The 14,829-nt window shown below is 72.7% G+C and carries 13 protein-coding genes; 8 read left to right on the top strand and 5 right to left on the bottom strand.

Going from position 1 to position 14,829, the window contains the following annotated elements:
- Positions 1–76: 76 nt before the first annotated feature.
- The gene (locus ACQPXD_RS11020) at positions 77–676 is read right to left on the bottom strand and encodes a TetR/AcrR family transcriptional regulator (protein ID WP_432837359.1); all 600 of its coding nucleotides are present in this window, start codon (positions 674–676) and stop codon (positions 77–79) included.
- 83 nt (positions 677–759) lie between these two features.
- Here ACQPXD_RS11020 and ACQPXD_RS11015 point away from each other — a divergent pair, with 83 nt between their 5' ends.
- Complete coding sequence (locus ACQPXD_RS11015; RefSeq protein WP_432837357.1) at positions 760–1,626, top strand: aldo/keto reductase; 867 nt, start codon at positions 760–762, stop codon at positions 1,624–1,626.
- Between the two features lie 15 nt (positions 1,627–1,641).
- Here the strand turns inward: ACQPXD_RS11015 and ACQPXD_RS11010 are convergent, their stop codons facing one another.
- Complete coding sequence (locus tag ACQPXD_RS11010; RefSeq protein ID WP_432837355.1) at positions 1,642–2,490, bottom strand: M15 family metallopeptidase; 849 nt, start codon at positions 2,488–2,490, stop codon at positions 1,642–1,644.
- A 100-nt stretch (positions 2,491–2,590) separates the two neighbouring features.
- Between ACQPXD_RS11010 and ACQPXD_RS11005 the strand changes: the two genes are divergently transcribed.
- The 6 genes from ACQPXD_RS11005 (at position 2,591) to clpB (ending at position 9,313) form a co-directional block, all read left to right on the top strand.
- A complete protein-coding gene (locus ACQPXD_RS11005) occupies positions 2,591–2,974 on the top strand; it encodes a YccF domain-containing protein (RefSeq protein ID WP_432837353.1) in 384 nt (127 codons plus the stop codon).
- Positions 2,975–3,086: 112 nt separating this feature from the next.
- On the top strand, positions 3,087–4,976 hold the full coding sequence (gene dnaK, locus ACQPXD_RS11000; RefSeq protein WP_432837351.1) for a molecular chaperone DnaK: 1,890 nt from the start codon (positions 3,087–3,089) through the stop codon (positions 4,974–4,976).
- Positions 4,977–4,982: 6 nt separating this feature from the next.
- Positions 4,983–5,504, top strand: a complete 522-nt coding sequence (locus ACQPXD_RS10995; protein WP_432837349.1) for a nucleotide exchange factor GrpE — start codon at positions 4,983–4,985, stop codon at positions 5,502–5,504.
- On the top strand, positions 5,494–6,414 hold the full coding sequence (locus tag ACQPXD_RS10990) for a DnaJ C-terminal domain-containing protein (protein WP_432837347.1): 921 nt from the start codon (positions 5,494–5,496) through the stop codon (positions 6,412–6,414). Before ACQPXD_RS10995 ends, ACQPXD_RS10990 begins: the two co-directional genes overlap by 11 nt.
- Positions 6,411–6,707: a chaperone modulator CbpM gene (locus ACQPXD_RS10985; protein WP_432837345.1), complete on the top strand. Its 297-nt coding sequence runs from the start codon at positions 6,411–6,413 to the stop codon at positions 6,705–6,707. The genes ACQPXD_RS10990 and ACQPXD_RS10985 overlap by 4 nt, the downstream gene beginning before the upstream one ends.
- Positions 6,698–9,313, top strand: coding sequence for an ATP-dependent chaperone ClpB (gene clpB, locus ACQPXD_RS10980; RefSeq protein WP_432837343.1), 2,616 nt, complete (start codon positions 6,698–6,700; stop codon positions 9,311–9,313). The genes ACQPXD_RS10985 and clpB overlap by 10 nt, the downstream gene beginning before the upstream one ends.
- A gap of 599 nt (positions 9,314–9,912) precedes the next feature.
- On the opposite strand, the gene ACQPXD_RS10975 is transcribed toward clpB, so the two are convergent.
- From ACQPXD_RS10975 to ACQPXD_RS10965, 3 genes are all read right to left on the bottom strand, one after another.
- Positions 9,913–10,923 carry a glycoside hydrolase family 3 N-terminal domain-containing protein gene (locus tag ACQPXD_RS10975; RefSeq protein WP_432837341.1) on the bottom strand — a complete coding sequence of 337 codons (1,011 nt, stop codon included), beginning with the start codon at positions 10,921–10,923 and terminating at the stop codon, positions 9,913–9,915.
- 321 nt (positions 10,924–11,244) lie between these two features.
- The gene (locus tag ACQPXD_RS10970; protein ID WP_432837339.1) at positions 11,245–12,849 is read right to left on the bottom strand and encodes a sulfatase; all 1,605 of its coding nucleotides are present in this window, start codon (positions 12,847–12,849) and stop codon (positions 11,245–11,247) included.
- Between the two features lie 104 nt (positions 12,850–12,953).
- Complete coding sequence (locus tag ACQPXD_RS10965; RefSeq protein ID WP_432837337.1) at positions 12,954–13,664, bottom strand: CDP-alcohol phosphatidyltransferase family protein; 711 nt, start codon at positions 13,662–13,664, stop codon at positions 12,954–12,956.
- A 177-nt stretch (positions 13,665–13,841) separates the two neighbouring features.
- Between ACQPXD_RS10965 and ACQPXD_RS10960 the strand changes: the two genes are divergently transcribed.
- Positions 13,842–14,828 carry a zinc-dependent alcohol dehydrogenase gene (locus ACQPXD_RS10960; RefSeq protein ID WP_432837335.1) on the top strand — a complete coding sequence of 329 codons (987 nt, stop codon included), beginning with the start codon at positions 13,842–13,844 and terminating at the stop codon, positions 14,826–14,828.
- Position 14,829: the final 1 nt, after the last annotated feature.

The raw sequence follows: 14,829 nt of genomic DNA, 5'->3' as shown, positions 1-14,829 counted from the left end.
GCGGCCAGCGGTGCCGGTTCCCGCGCGGCGCGGGCCGGTGCGGGGACAACGACCTGCGCGGGGTGGCGCAGGCGATTCACGAAGTCGCCGAGCCGGCCGGCTGACGGGTCGCGGCGCGCGGGGCGAGGGCGTCGACGATCAGGTCCAGCAGGCGGCCGAGCTGGTCGGAGGTCTCGCCGCCGGTGGCGAGGAAGACGCCGTAGAGCATGGTGGCGACGTCCTCGGCGGCGACGTCCGTGCGCAGCGCGCCGGTCCGGGCCGCGCGGTCGAGGAACGTGCGGATCGCCGTGGTGACGCGCTCGCGGGTCTGCGGGGTGATACGGCCGGCGGCAGCGGCGGCGCGGAGGGTGTCCAGCATGCCGCTCTTCGTGGTGGTGAACCTCGCGTAGCGGTCCAGCCAGGCGCGCAGGGCCACGTCGGGCGGGTACCGCTCCAGCAGGTCGGCCACGCTCGCGGAGACGTCATCGAGCTCGGCGGCGTAGACGGCCTCGACGAGCGCCTCCCGCGTCGGGAAGTGCCGGTAGAGGGTGCCGATGCCGACGCCAGCCGCACGGGCGATGGCTTCCAGCGTGACCGGGCCGCCGGCGGCCGCGAAGGCAGCGCGGGCGACGGTGACGAGCTTCTCGCGGTTGCGGCGCGCGTGGGCCCGGGTGGGGGCCGGCTCGGGCTGGCTCAAAACGGAGGCACCTCCGGCAGTGCTACAGTGCTCATCGCGGAGGCACCTCCGCTTTCTCCATCCTCGCACGAGGGCAGGTCGTCATGCACAACCCACGCGGTCCGCTGGCCGGTCGCGCCGTCAGCCGGGTCGGCTACGGTGCGATGCAGCTCCGCCGCCTGCACCGGGACCGCGCCGCCGCCCTGGCGGTGCTGCGCCGGGCCGTGGAGCTGGGCGTCGACCACGTCGACACCGCCCAGTTCTACGGCAACGGCTTCGTCAACGGGCTGCTGCGCGAGGCGCTGAGCCCCTGCGACAACGTCATGGTGGTCAGCAAGGTCGGCGGCGACCCGGACCCGGACGGCCCGCACCCGATCCGCATGGCGCAGCGGCCGGAGCAGCTGCGGGCCTCCGTCGAAGACAACCTCGCCTCGCTGGGTCTCGACCGGATCCCGGTGGTCAACCTGCGCCGCACCGACGTCGGTCCCGCGGCGCTGCGTGCCCAGGGCGACCAGGTGGTCGACGTCGACGACCAGCTCGCCGAGATGATCGCGCTGCGCGACGAGGGCAAGATCGGCGCGATCGGGCTCAGCGCTGTGAGCCTCGAGGTCCTGCGCCGCGCGCTGCCGGCCGGCATCGTCTGCGTGCAGAACGCCTACAGCCTCGTGGCCCGGGACGACGAGGACCTGCTGCGGCTCTGCACGGCGGAGCGGATCGCCTGGGTACCATACTTCCCGCTCGGTGGCGAGGCGCCCGGCCGGGCGAAGGTGACCGACCAGCCGGCCGTCGTCGCCGCCGCCGAAGCGGTGGGCGCCACCCCGGCGCAGGTCGGCCTCGCCTGGCTGCTGCACCACGCCCCGAACGTGCTGCTCATCCCCGGGACCGCCGACGCCGGCCACCTCGAGGCCAACCTGGCGGCCGCGACGATCGCCCTCGACGAGGCGACCCTCTCCGCCCTCGAAGCGGGGTGACCCGCTGCCCCTGCGTCAGGCGACCGGGAAGTCGAAGTACGTGTCCGGGAACGGTTCCTGGGACAGGGTGTAGTGCCACCATTCCTTCGGGTAGTTGGTGAACCCCTGGGCGGCCATCAGGTCCTTGAGCAGGGCGCGGTTGGCGGCCTCGGCCTGGGTGATGCCGTCGGCGGCGGTGTGGGCGAGCGGGTCGAAGCAGTCGAAGCCGGTCCCCATGTCGGCGCTGTCGTCCGGGAACCGCCGATCGGCCGGCGCGGTGCAGGACACCAGCGGCTCGCCGGGAGCGTAGGCGCGCTCGGCGCGGGCCGGCAGCGCGGCGATGGTGAGGTCGACGGTGCTGCCGCGGCTGTGGGCGGTGGGACCGCCGATGTAGCCGTCGTCGAACAGCTCCGACTTGGCCACGCGCGGGTAGAACTCGCCCTTCATGCGCTGGTCGGCGTCGTGTGACCAGGACACGAAGTCGTCGACGGCGCGTTGCGGGCGATAGCAGTCGTACATCTTCAGGCTGAACCCGCGGGCGAGGGCGCTCTGCTGCACGCGGTGCAGCGCCTCGGCCGCCTGGCGGGTGACGATGCAGCGCGGGCGCACGTAGCCGTTGACGACCCGGCCGACGAAGTTGTGCGGCGTGGCGTACCGCATATCACTCAAAATGCTGCCGTCCACATCGGACAGCCCGACGAAACCCTGCGGCAGCGCGGCCTCGGCCGGGCGTGGCGACGGCAAAGACGGTGCCGGCGCGGAAGACGGTGCTGGCGAGGACGGTGGCGGGGCCGCGGCGGAGACCGGCGGCGCGGGGGCGGCGTGGGCGCACGAGGCGACCAGCGCACCGGCCATCACGAGGCAGGACACGAACCGGAGGCGCATGCCGGAATTATTGGGATTGCAGGGTGTTCGATGGGCGCCCGGCCCGGGCAACGGCCACCCGGCGCACGTCCGCATTGCGGGGGTACGAAATGATCGATGGGTGATGCGTTTCATTCTCAACGTGCTGTGGCTGATCTTCGGCGGCGGCCTGCTGCTGTTCGTCGGCTACGCGTTCGCCGCCCTCATCTGCTTCGTCCTGGTCGTGACGATCCCGTTCGCGATCGCCTCGTGGCGGCTGGCCGTCTACTCGCTGTGGCCGTTCGGCCGGACCGTGCGCGCCAAGCCGGGCGGCGCCGGCGTCGTCACCGGCGTGGCCAACATCATCTGGGTGCTGCTCGCCGGCTGGTGGCTCGCGCTCACCCACATCACCGCGGGCGTGACGCTGTGCGTGAGCATCATCGGCATCCCGTTCGGCATCGCCCACTTCAAGCTCGTGCCGGTCGCGTTCTGGCCGCTCGGCCGGGAGGTCGTCGACCTGGACTGACATCACCTCATCCCGGGCGCAGGAAGCACGCGCGCGCCCGCCGCGCGCAGGGTCGAAGACGAGACGTCATCGCGTCGGAAGGAACGTCACGCGCCGGAAGGATCTGAGACCCATGGCCAGGGCAGTAGGCATCGATCTCGGGACGACCAACTCGGTGATCGCCGCGTTCGAGGCCGGCCGGCCCACGGTGATCACCAATGCCGAGGGCAGCCGGACCACGCCGTCCGTCGTCGCGTACACGCCCACCGGCGAGCGCCTGGTCGGGCACCTCGCCAAGCGCCAGGCGGCGCTCAACCCCGAGGGCACCATCACCTCGGCGAAGCGCTTCATCGGCCGCCGGTTCGAAGAGGTCACCGAGGAGATCAAGACGGTGACCTACAAGGTCGGGTCCGGGCCGGAGGGCGCGGTCCGGTTCGACGTGCGCGGCAAGGCGATCTCGCCGGAGGAGGTTTCCGCACAGGTACTGCGAAAGCTCGCCGACGACGCCGCGAAGTACCTCGGCGAGAAGGTGACGCAGGCCGTCGTCACCGTCCCCGCCTACTTCAACGACGCGCAGCGGCAGGCCACCAAGGACGCCGGGCGGATCGCCGGGCTCGAGGTGCTGCGGATCATCAACGAGCCGACGGCCGCCGCGCTCGCCTACGGCCTGGACAAAAAGGGTCACGAGACGGTACTCGTCTTCGACCTCGGCGGCGGCACGTTCGACGTAAGCATCCTCGACGTCGGCGATGGCGTGGTGGAGGTGCGGGCGACCGCCGGCGACACGCACCTGGGCGGCGACAACTTCGACCACCGCCTGGTCGACCACATCGCCGACGAGTTCAAGCGCGAGCAGGGCATCGACCTGCGCCGGGACCCGCAGGCCCTGCAGCGGCTCATCGAGGCGGCCGAGCGGGCGAAGATCGAGCTGTCCTCGGTGCCGCAGACCCAGGTGAACCTGCCGTTCATCACCGCCGACGCCAACGGCCCCAAGCACCTGACGATGACCGTCACCCGGGCGACGTTCGAGGACCTCACCAGCGACCTGCTGGAGCGCACGATGGGCCCGGTCCGCCAGGCGATGAGCGACGCGAAGGTCAGCGACAACGACCTGGACGAGGTCATCCTCGTCGGCGGGGCGACCCGCATGCCGGCCGTGCAGTCCCTCGTGCGGCGGCTCACCGGCGGCAAGGACCCCAACATGAGCGTCAACCCGGACGAGGTGGTCGCGCTCGGCGCGGCGATCCAGGCCGGCGTGCTCAAGGGCGATGTGCGCGACGTGGTGCTGCTCGACGTCACCCCGCTGTCGCTGGGCGTGGAGACGCTCGGCGGGCTCATGACGAAGGTCATCGACCGCAACACGACCATCCCGACGCGGCGCGCGGAGACCTTCACGACCGCGGAGGACAACCAGCCCGCGGTCGAGGTGGTGGTACTGCAGGGCGAGCGCGAACGCGCCGCGGACAACCGCGTGCTGGGCCGGCTGCGCCTGGAGAACATCCGGCCCGCCCCGCGCGGCATCCCGCAGATCGAGGTCACCTACGACATCGACGCCAACGGCATCCTCAACGTGTCGGCCCGGGACAAGGACACCGGTGGCGAGCAGCAGATCACCATCACCGAGAGCGGCACGCTGGACAAGTCCGAGGTCGAGCGAATGGTACGGGAGGCCGAGCAGCACCGCACCGAGGACGAGCGGATGCGCCGGGCGGTCGAGGCGCGCAACGAGCTGGACAGCGCGGCGTACCAGGTGCAGCGCATGATCACCGAGCGCGGCGACCAGGTGCCCGAGCACGAGCGCGCCCGCGCGGACATGCTCGTCCAGCAGGCCCGCGACGCGGTCAAGGACCCCGACGCCGACCCGCAGCGGCTGCGGAGCCTGACCGAGGACCTGCGCCAGATCTCGTACTCGCTGGCCGGCGCCGGCCAGCAGCCGCAGGGCGCGCCGGGGCAGGCGGGACAGCGGGCCGGCGCGGGCGCGGGCGACGACGACGTGGTCGACGCCGACTTCACGGGCGGGTGATGAGCCGTGGACGCCCCGGACGAACCGGCCGAGCAGGTCCCCGCGGCGGAGGCCGACGAGTGGCGGGAGCGGTGGCAGCGGGCCGCCGCCGAGGTCGAGAACACCCGCAAGCGCTGCGACCGGCTGGTCGCCGAGCGGACCGCGGCCGAGCGGCAGCGGGTCGCCGCGGAGTTCCTGCCGATGCTCGACCACCTCGACCTCGCGCTGCGCCACGCCGGCGCCGACCCGCAGGCGATCGTGGCCGGCGTGACGCAGGTGCGCGAGGAGGCGCAGGCGGTGCTGCGGCGGCTCGGGTTCGCCCCGGTCGGCGCCGAGGGCGAGGCGTTCGACCCGAGCCGGCACGAGGCCGCCGAGGCGGTCGCCGACCCGGCCGCGCCGCCCGGCACCGTGGTGCGCGTGGTGCGGCCCGGCTACGGCGGCCCGGCCGGGCTGCTGCGCCCGGCCGTCGTCGCGGTCGCCGCGACGCCGTCCTCCGCGGCCGAGCAGCGGCCGGCCACGGCCGAGGAGCACCACGACGATGGCGGATGACTACTACCGGGTCCTCGGCGTGTCGCGGGACGCCACGGCCGAGGACATCCAGCGCGCCTACCGCAAGCTCGCCCGCCGCGCCCACCCCGACGTCAACAAGGAGCCCGGCGCGGAGGAGCGGTTCAAGGAGATCACCGAGGCGTACCACGTGCTCTCCGACCCCGGCAGCCGGCGCAAGTACGACCGGTTCGGCGAGCGGTGGCGGCAGGTCCCCGACGACTTCGAGCGGCAGGACCGCCGGACCGGCCGCCGCTACGCCCGCACCGGCACCGGGCCGCGCGGCGGCGTCGAGTTCGACATCGGCCTCGACGACCTGCTCGGCAGCATCTTCGGCGGCCGGGGCGGCGGGTTCGGCCGCGGGCCAGTGCAGGGCGCGGACGCCGAGGCGGAGCTGACGATCCGCCTGGAGGACGCCTACCGGGGCGGCGACCGCACCGTCACGCTGCCCGGCGGGGGCGGCCGGGACCCCCGCCGCTACGAGGTGACGATCCCGCGCGGGATCACCGAGGGGCAGCGGATCCGCCTGCCCGGGCAGGGATCCGGGGGCCTCGGCGGTGGGCCGGCCGGCGACCTGTACCTGGTCGTGCACATCGCCGAGGACTCGCGCTACAAGGTCTCGGGCCGGGACGTCACCGTCCAGCTGCCGGTCACGCCCTGGGAGGCGGCGCTCGGCGCGACCGTGCCGCTGCGGACGCCGGGCGGCGAGAAGCGGGTGGGGGTGCCGCCCGGCTCGTCCTCGGGGCGGCGGCTGCGCCTGCGCGGCCAGGGGCTGCCCAACCCGCGCGGCGACCCCGGCGACCTCTACGCCGAGATCCGGATCATGGTCCCGCCGAAGCCGGCGGCGCAGGAACTACGGCTCTTCGAGGAGCTTTCGCGAACGTCGTCGTTCGATCCCCGGAGTACCGAATGAACTATGCGATCGTGCATCGCCCGGCCTCGACGCTGTCGCTGGAGGCGTTCGCCGCGGCCGGCGGCGTCCACCCGCAGCTCGTCACACGGCTCGTCGCGCTGGGCCTGCTGGAGCCGGTGCCCGGCGAGCGCGGCGAGCCCACGTTCCCCGGCGCGCAGCTGGCCCGGCTGGCCCGAATCCGCCGGCTGCGGGCCGAACTGCCGCTCAACTACGCCGCGGTCGGCGTGGTACTGGACCTGCTCGCCCGCATCGACGAGCTCGAGGCACAACTGCGGAGGCAGCCGTGGACCTGAACCGGCTCACCGAGAAGTCCCAGCAGGCGCTGCTGGAGGCGCAGGGCATGGCGACCCGGGCCGGGCACGCCGAGGTCGACGGCGAGCACCTGCTGCTCGCCCTGCTGGAGCAGCCCGACGGGATCGCGGTGCGGCTGCTGGCCGGCTGCGGCGCCGACGTCGAGGACCTGCGGGCCCAGGTGCGGGCCGACCTCGACCGGCGGCCCAGCGTCACCGGGCCCGGCGTGCCGCCCGGGCAGGTGGCGATCACCCAGCGGCTGGCCCGGGTCCTCGACGCCGCCGAGCGCGAGGCGGGGCGGCTCAACGACGAGTACGTCTCGGTCGAACACCTGCTGCTGGCACTCGTCGACGAGGGCGGCACCACCGCGGCCGGGCGGCGGCTGCAGGCGGCCGGCGTCAACCGGGAACGGCTGCTGAGCGAGCTGACCTCGGTGCGCGGCGCCCAGCGGGTCAGCTCCGCCAACCCGGAGGCCGCCTACGAGGCGCTGTCGAAGTACGGGCGGGATCTCGTCGCCGACGCCCGGGCCGGCCGGCTCGACCCGGTCATCGGCCGCGACGAGGAGATCCGCCGGGTGGTGCAGATCGTGTCGCGCAAGACGAAGAACAACCCGGTGCTCGTCGGCGACCCGGGTGTGGGCAAGACCGCCATCGTCGAGGGCCTGGCGCAGCGGATCGTCGACCATGACGTACCGGAGGGGCTGCGCGAGAAGACGATCTTCGCGCTCGACATGGGCGCGCTGATCGCCGGCGCGAAGTACCGCGGCGAGTTCGAGGAGCGGCTCAAGGCGGTGCTCGCCGAGGTGATCGCCGCGCAGGGCGGCATCCTGCTGTTCGTCGACGAGTTGCACACCGTGATCGGCGCCGGGGCGGCCGAGGGCGCGATGGACGCCGGGAACCTGCTCAAGCCGATGCTGGCCCGCGGCGACCTGCGCATGATCGGCGCGACGACGCTCGCGGAGTACCGCAAGCACATCGAGAAGGACGCCGCGTTCGAGCGGCGGGTCCAGCCGATCCTGGTCGACGAGCCGAGCCCGGAGGACGCCGTGACGATCCTGCGCGGGCTGCGGGAGCGGCTCGAGGTGTACCACGGCGTCCGCATCCAGGACGCGGCGCTGGTTGCCGCCGTCCGGCTTTCCCACCGCTACATCGCCGACCGTTTCCTGCCGGACAAGGCGATCGACCTCGTCGACGAGGCGTGCGCGATGCTGCGCACCGAGATCGACTCGCAGCCGGCCGAGCTCGACGAGGCGGCCCGGCGGCTGATGCGGCTGGAGATGGAGGAGTCGGCGCTGGCCAAGGAGAGCGACCCGGGCAGCATCGCCCGGCACGACCAGATCCGCCGGGAGATCACCGACCTGCGCGGCGAGGTCGACGCGATGCGCGCGCAGTGGAACGCCGAGCGGCAGGCCATCCGCAAGGTGCAGCAGCTGCGCGAGGAGATCGAGCGGGCCCGCCGGGAGGCCGACCTCGCCGAGCGGCAGTACGACCTCGACCTGGCCGCCCAGCTGCGCCTCGGCCGGCTGCCGGAGCTCGAGCGGCGGCTGCACGCCGAGGAGGAGCGGCTCGCCGACAAGCAGGGCGGGCACCGGCTGCTGCGCGAGGTGGTCACGCCGGACGAGATCGCCGGCATCGTGGGCCGGTGGACCGGCATCCCGACCGCCCGCCTGCTGGAGGCCGAGCGCGACAAGCTGCTGCGCCTGACCGACATCCTGCACGAGCGCGTGGTCGGCCAGGACGAGGCGGTCCAGGTCGTCGCCGACGCGGTGATCCGGGCCCGATCCGGCATCAAGGATCCGCGCCGGCCGATCGGCTCGTTCCTGTTCCTGGGCCCGACCGGGGTCGGCAAGACCGAGCTGGCCAAGACCCTGGCGGCGGCGCTGTTCGACACCGAGGACAACCTGATCCGGCTCGACATGAGCGAGTACCAGGAGCGGCACACGGTCTCCCGCCTGGTCGGCGCGCCCCCGGGGTACGTCGGCTACGAGGAGGGCGGCCAGCTGACCGAGGCCGTCCGGCGCAAGCCCTACTCCGTGATCCTGCTCGACGAGATCGAGAAGGCCCACCCGGACGTCTTCAACATCCTGCTGCAGCTGCTCGACGACGGCCGGCTGACCGACGCGCAGGGCCGCACGGTCGGCTTCCGCAACACCGTCATCATCATGACCAGCAACCTGGGCTCGCAGCTGCTGCTGGAGGGCGTGACCGCCGGCGGCGAGCTGACCGAGGCGGCCCGGACCGGGGTGCTGGACCTGCTGCGCGGCGCGTTCCGGCCGGAGTTTCTCAACCGCATCGACGAGACGGTGCTGTTCAAGCCGCTCACCCTGGCCGAGCTGGAGCAGATCGTCGACCTGCTGCTCGACGACCTGCGCGGCCGGCTCGCCGAGCGCCGGGTCGGGCTGCGCGTGACGCCGGAGGCCCGGCACTTCATCGCGGAGGCCGGCTACGATCCGGTCTTCGGCGCCCGGCCGCTGCGCCGGTTCCTGCAGCGCCAGCTGGAGACCCGCATCGGCCGGCAGCTGCTGGTCACCGGGGCCGACTCCGGCGAGATCACGGTCGACCTGGGCGCGGACGGCCTGGACGTGTCGCTGGAGCCCTCGCTGGTCTAGCCGCGGGTCTCGCTGGTCTAGGGCCTGTGTCGAAGTCGGGTATTGGCGGACCGCGCTGAGGTTCGGGCGTGTCGAGATCGGCAATGAGCGAGGTCTCCGGTCGTTGGTGAACGGCCCCCGGCGGCGCTTTCTCTCCGTGATCATGCCGAGGAGCGTCCCGAATGGCGGGATCTCCATGATCGTGGAGCGATGATGTACCAGGAGCGGCACTATCGCTCCGCGATCATGAGGATCCCAGCTCGTGGACGCGTCCGGTGCATGATCGCGGAAGCAAAACGCCGCGCCGGCCGCCCGCCGCGCCGGCCGCAGGGCCACCAGCGCCGCGCGCGGCGGGGCGGGGCCGCTGGGGGCGCGCCGTTGTGGATCGGCGGGGTTGAGCCGGCCGCTGGATCCTGGCGGCGTGGGAGGGCGCAAGCCGGGGTCGAGGGCGGCCGGGCACCGGCTTCGACCCCGTAACCTCGCCAGCAGTGCCACGCGGTGGAGTGCGGGTCGAGCGCCACCGCGCCGTCGCGGCCCGGGGTGGCGCACCTGGGGGCTACGAAGCCGCGGTGCACATCGCCGCGATCAACGAATGGCTGTGACCGACTGTGACACAAGTCCTAGCAGTGAGTGAGGCCGGCCTTGATCTTGCTCTGCACCACCCTGGTCGCGGACTCGGTGACCTTCGCGGCGAAGGCCGGGTCGGCCTTGGCGGCGGCGATCAGGGCCTCGGACATCGGGCCGGCGTCGGCGAGCCGGACGCTGAGCACCACGTCCCCGCCGGCCGCCACGAACTTCACCGCGCGCTGACCCAGCGGCACGCCGCTGACCGCCGTGGCGGCGCCGAGGTCGTCGGAGAGCACCAGGCCGGTGAAGCCCATCTTGCCGCGCAGCAGGCCGGTGACGATCGGGGCGGAGAACGCGGCCACGTTGTCCGGATCCAGCTTCGGGTACGTCGCCGAGGAGATCATCACCGCCGCGGAACCGGCCGCGATGCCGCTGCCGAACGGCTTCAGCGACGGGTCGTCGGCGGTGGTGAGGTCGTCGCGCGCGCCGGTGGACGTGTCGGTGTTGACCCGCACCCGGCCCAGGCCCGGGAAGTGTTTCAGGGTGGTCAGCACGCCGGCGCCCTGGACCGCGGAGACCACGGTCGCGACGTCCTCGGCGACCGGGTCGGGCGTCGAGCCGTACTGCCGGTCGAAGCCGCCGATGGGCGGGTTGGCCTTGCCGACGGAGGCCGGGACCACGTCGGCGACCGGGGCGAGGTCGATGGTGACGCCGATGTTCTTGAGCCGACCGGCCCAGTCGGCGGTGTCGGCGGTGAGCTTGCCGCGGTCGAGCTTGCCCTGGCTGACCGCGGACGGGATGGCCGGGAAGTCGGCGCCCTTGAGCGTCTGGACCTGCCCGCCCTCCTGGTCGATGCCGATCTGGAGCATGATGCCGCCGCCCTGTTTGGCCGCGTCCTGCAGTTGGCCGGTCGCCTGGCGCAGCGAGGCGGCCGACGCCGAACTGCGCCCCGCCAGGAAGATGCCGCCGAGATGGTACTTCTGGATGGTCTGCGTCGCGTTGAGCGGCGTCGCGATCGGGGTGCCGATCATGAGCAGCTGTCCGGCCTGCTGCTCCAGTGGCATCTTGGCCACGATGCTTGTGGCGCAGTCTTGGCTGGGCTGGCTTTCGCCGCCTGTGCCGTTTTGCTTGGTCCCGTCCGGCTTGGTGGCGTTTTGCGCCGCTGGCGGCGCTTGGCCGGATTTGTCGGATTTTTCGGACATTCCGGAGATAGCGACGGTGACACCCGCGGCGACCACGGCGATCGCCACCACGACGACCGCCCACAGCGGGAACGGGCCGATCCGCCCGCGCTCGCCGAGGCGGCGCGTTCCTTTCGGCATCCGTTGCTCCGTCCGCGATCGTCGGCGCCGTCCGCGCGCCGCGATCGAGGATACGGCAGTCCGTTATGCGAACGCGGTCAAGAACTTGTCCCGGAAGGCATCCATCCGCCACACCGGCGCGCCGCCGTCCGGCCGCAGGCCGCTCTCCCAGCCCCAGCCGGAGATGCGGTCGAGGACCTTCGGGTCGTGGGCGACGATCGTGATCGGCACGTCGCGGTTCTTCGTGTCGCCGACGATGACCGGTGACGGCTGGTGATCGCCCAGGAACACCACGACGAGGTTGTCGTCGCCGTAGGTCTCGATGTAGGAGATGAGGCTGCTCAGCGAGTAGACCGTGGCGTTGCGATAGGCGGTGCGGATCTTCTCCGACGTGCGCCAGGCCACGTCCGGCGGATCGCCGGCGGTACTCATCGAGCTGTACACCGTGCCGTCGCCGACCTGGTCCCAGCCCACCAGCTGCGGGATCGGCGTCCACGGCGCGTGGCTGGAGACCAGCGGCACCTCGCCGAACACCGGCGCGTGGCCGGGCTGGCGCTCGAGGCGCTGGAACGCCGCGAGCGTGAACTGGTCCGGCACCGGCACGTAGGCGAACTTGGGGCCCTTGTAGCCCATCGTGCGCGAGTCGTAGTAGTCGTGGTACTGGAAGAACTGCCCCTCGGGCCAGTCCCGATCGTTGGCCGGCATGACCCCGGCCACGTGCCAGCCGGCCCGGCGGAAGGCGGCGTTGAGCGTGAACCGGTCGCTCTCCAGCAGCGCGTCGCTGCGCTGCTGGTTGTCGACCCACAGCCCGGACAGCAGCGTGTCGTGGGCGAGCCAGCTGCCGCCGCCGAACGTCGACGAGGTCAGGAACGCGCTGCGCGCACCGTAGCCGAGCGCCGCGAGCCGCCGCGTGCCATCGTCGAGCGTGGCCCCGACCTGCGGCGCGAACTGCGGGTTCTCGACCGCGTCGCGCCCGTAGCTCTCCACGAACGCGAGCAGCACGTCCTTGCCGCGCAGCCCGTTCAGCAGTTGGGAGCCCGTCTTGTCGCGGAACGCGTCGATGGAGGCCTGCCGGCCGAACTTCTCGCCGTCGTTGATGTCCCGCCGCACCAGCGAGACCTGGTCGCCCAGCGCCCCGGTGGCGCTGTCGGTGGCGACCGGCAGCCCGTTGGCGAACTGCAGGTTGAAGATCGCGCACACCGCCCACACCGCGGCCAGCACGGCGGTGCCGCGCGCCGCGCCGGTGGGGTGCCGCAGCGCGAGCCGGCCGAGCCCGCGCACCGCGAACGTCATGACCACGGGCACCGCGAGCAGGATCAGCCCGAGCACCACGGCGACGGCGATCGCCGCCGTCCGCCCGACCGACGAGCTGAGCACGCCGAACGCCGGCTCCATGAGGACCCAGTCGAGCACCGGGTCGAACGGCCGGTTGAGCGCGGTGTAGAAGCCGAGGTTGAACAGCCGCACCAGCAGCAGGAGCCCGAGCGCCACGCCGGCGAGCACGAGGACCACGGTCCGCAACCGCCCCCGCGCGGCCAGGTACAGCGCGACCAGCAGCAGCCCCTCGATCGGGACCCGCACGAACGCGAGCGGCCCGAACTGCGTCAGCTTGTCCGGCGTGACGAGCGTGAACAGCACCACGGCGGCTCCCGCGAGGAGCCCGATCCCGCGCAGCACCCGCCTGACCACGGATGGTTTCGCCGCCGTTGTTTCCGCGGCCGGTTTTGCCGGTATTTCCTCTTGTGGTTTTTCTTCCTCGCTGGTGGCGCTCACGGAGCGCGACAGGATGGCCATCAGGACGCCACCGCCGGCCTGAGCGACTGCCGGCGCCAGCGCCACACCAGTTCGGACCCGAACGACTCCAGCAGGAACACGAGGGAGATCGCCACCACCGTGGTCGTCACGGCGATCGGCAGCAGCCCCGAGGCGGCCACGGCCAGCGTCACGCCCTGCATGGCCGCGACCACCTTGCGCCAGTACCGCGGCGGAACCGGCCCCCGCAGCCACGGCACGAGCCAGGTCGCCACGCCGATCGCGTACCGCATCAGCCCGATGACGAGCACCCACGCCCCGACGGACTCCGCGACGTACGCGCTGAGCACCAGAATCAGCCAGGCATCGGTCTCCATGTCGAACCGCGCCCCCAGGGCGGTGACCCCGCCGATACGCCGCGCGACCTTGCCGTCGACGGCGTCCAGCGCGAGCGCGACGGCACTCAGCGCGCACAGCACCGCCACCGGCGCGGGCCGGGTGAAGGAATCGGCGGTCAGCGCGGCCACCCCGCCGGCGAGCCCGGCCCGGGCCAGCGTGACCGCGTTGGCCGCCCCGAGCCCCGTGGCCCCGGAGCGTTGCAGCCCGCTACCGAGCGCCACGCAGGTGACGATCCCGCTGAGCAGCCCGACCGCCCAGCCCGCCGCGCCGAGCCCGACACTCGCCGCGAGCCCGATGAGCACGGTGACATGGAAGATGAGTCCGATGATCGGACCGGTTCGAACCCTCGGCATTGTCGCTCCGTATACGTGGCTGTGCCTGCTGACCATGGACCCGACAGTGCATACGCGCATGGCGCCGAGACGGTTCGATCGCATTGCAACCCGCGATCCGCACGCACCGTGAGCGTTCGGGCACGAACGACCCAGACGAGGTACCGATGAACGCCATTACTGCCGGTGAGGGCCGCGATGCCTGACGCCCGTGCCTTCTGGATCACCGCCGCGACCGCAGCGGGCCCGCCGGCGCGCGGAGAGATACGCTCCGTCGCGTTACCCACACCGAGCGACGGCGAAGTGCTCGTCCGAGCCCTCTATTCGGGCGTGAGCCGCGGCACGGAAACCCTGGTGTTCGCCGGCAAGGTCCCGCCGGACCAGCACGCGATCATGCGCGCTCCGTTCCAGGAGGGCGACTTCCCGTATCCGGTGAAGTACGGATACCTCAACGTGGGCCTGGTGGAGGCGGGCCCGCCGTCGCTGGTCGGCCGCGCGGTTTTCTGCCTGTTTCCGCATCAAACCGCCTATGTGGTACCGCGCGAGTCGGTCGTCGAGGTGCCCGACGGCGTGCCACCGCGCCGCGCCGTCCTCGCCGGGACGGTGGAGACCGCGGTGAACGCCCTGTGGGACGCCGCCCCGCTGGTCGGCGACCGGGTCACCGTGCTCGGCGCCGGCATGGTCGGCTGCTGCGCCGCCGCGCTGCTGGCCCGGCTCCCGGGCGCCGAGGTCGAGCTGGTGGACGTCGACCCGTCCCGCGCCGCGATCGCCGAGGCACTCGGCATCCGGTACGCGACCCCGGACACCGCGTCGCCCGACCGCGACCTGGTGGTGCACGCCAGTGCCACGCAGTCCGGCCTGCAGCGTTCCCTGGAGCTGCTCGCCCCGGAGGGAACCGTGCTGGAACTGAGCTGGTACGGCGACCGCCCCGTCACCTTGGCCCTCGGCGGCGCGTTCCACTCGCGCCGCCTCACCATTCGTAGTAGCCAGGTCGGCACCGTGTCACCGGCCCGGCAGGCTTCGCGGACCTACGCGGATCGGCTGGCCCTGGCGCTCCGGCTACTGCGCGACCCGGCGTTCGACGCCCTGATCACCGGCGAGTCGCCGTTCGAGGAGCTACCCGCCGTGCTGCCACGCCTCGCCGACGGCACCCTGCCGGCCCTGTGCCATCTCATCACCTACTGAT

It is taken from the genome of Dactylosporangium sp. CA-092794 (genome assembly GCF_050948465.1).
In the GTDB taxonomy this organism is placed as follows: Bacteria; Actinomycetota; Actinomycetes; order Mycobacteriales; family Micromonosporaceae; genus Dactylosporangium.
The sequence above is the reverse complement of the archived record's forward strand: the minus strand, read 5'-3'. Positions and strand labels throughout refer to the sequence as shown.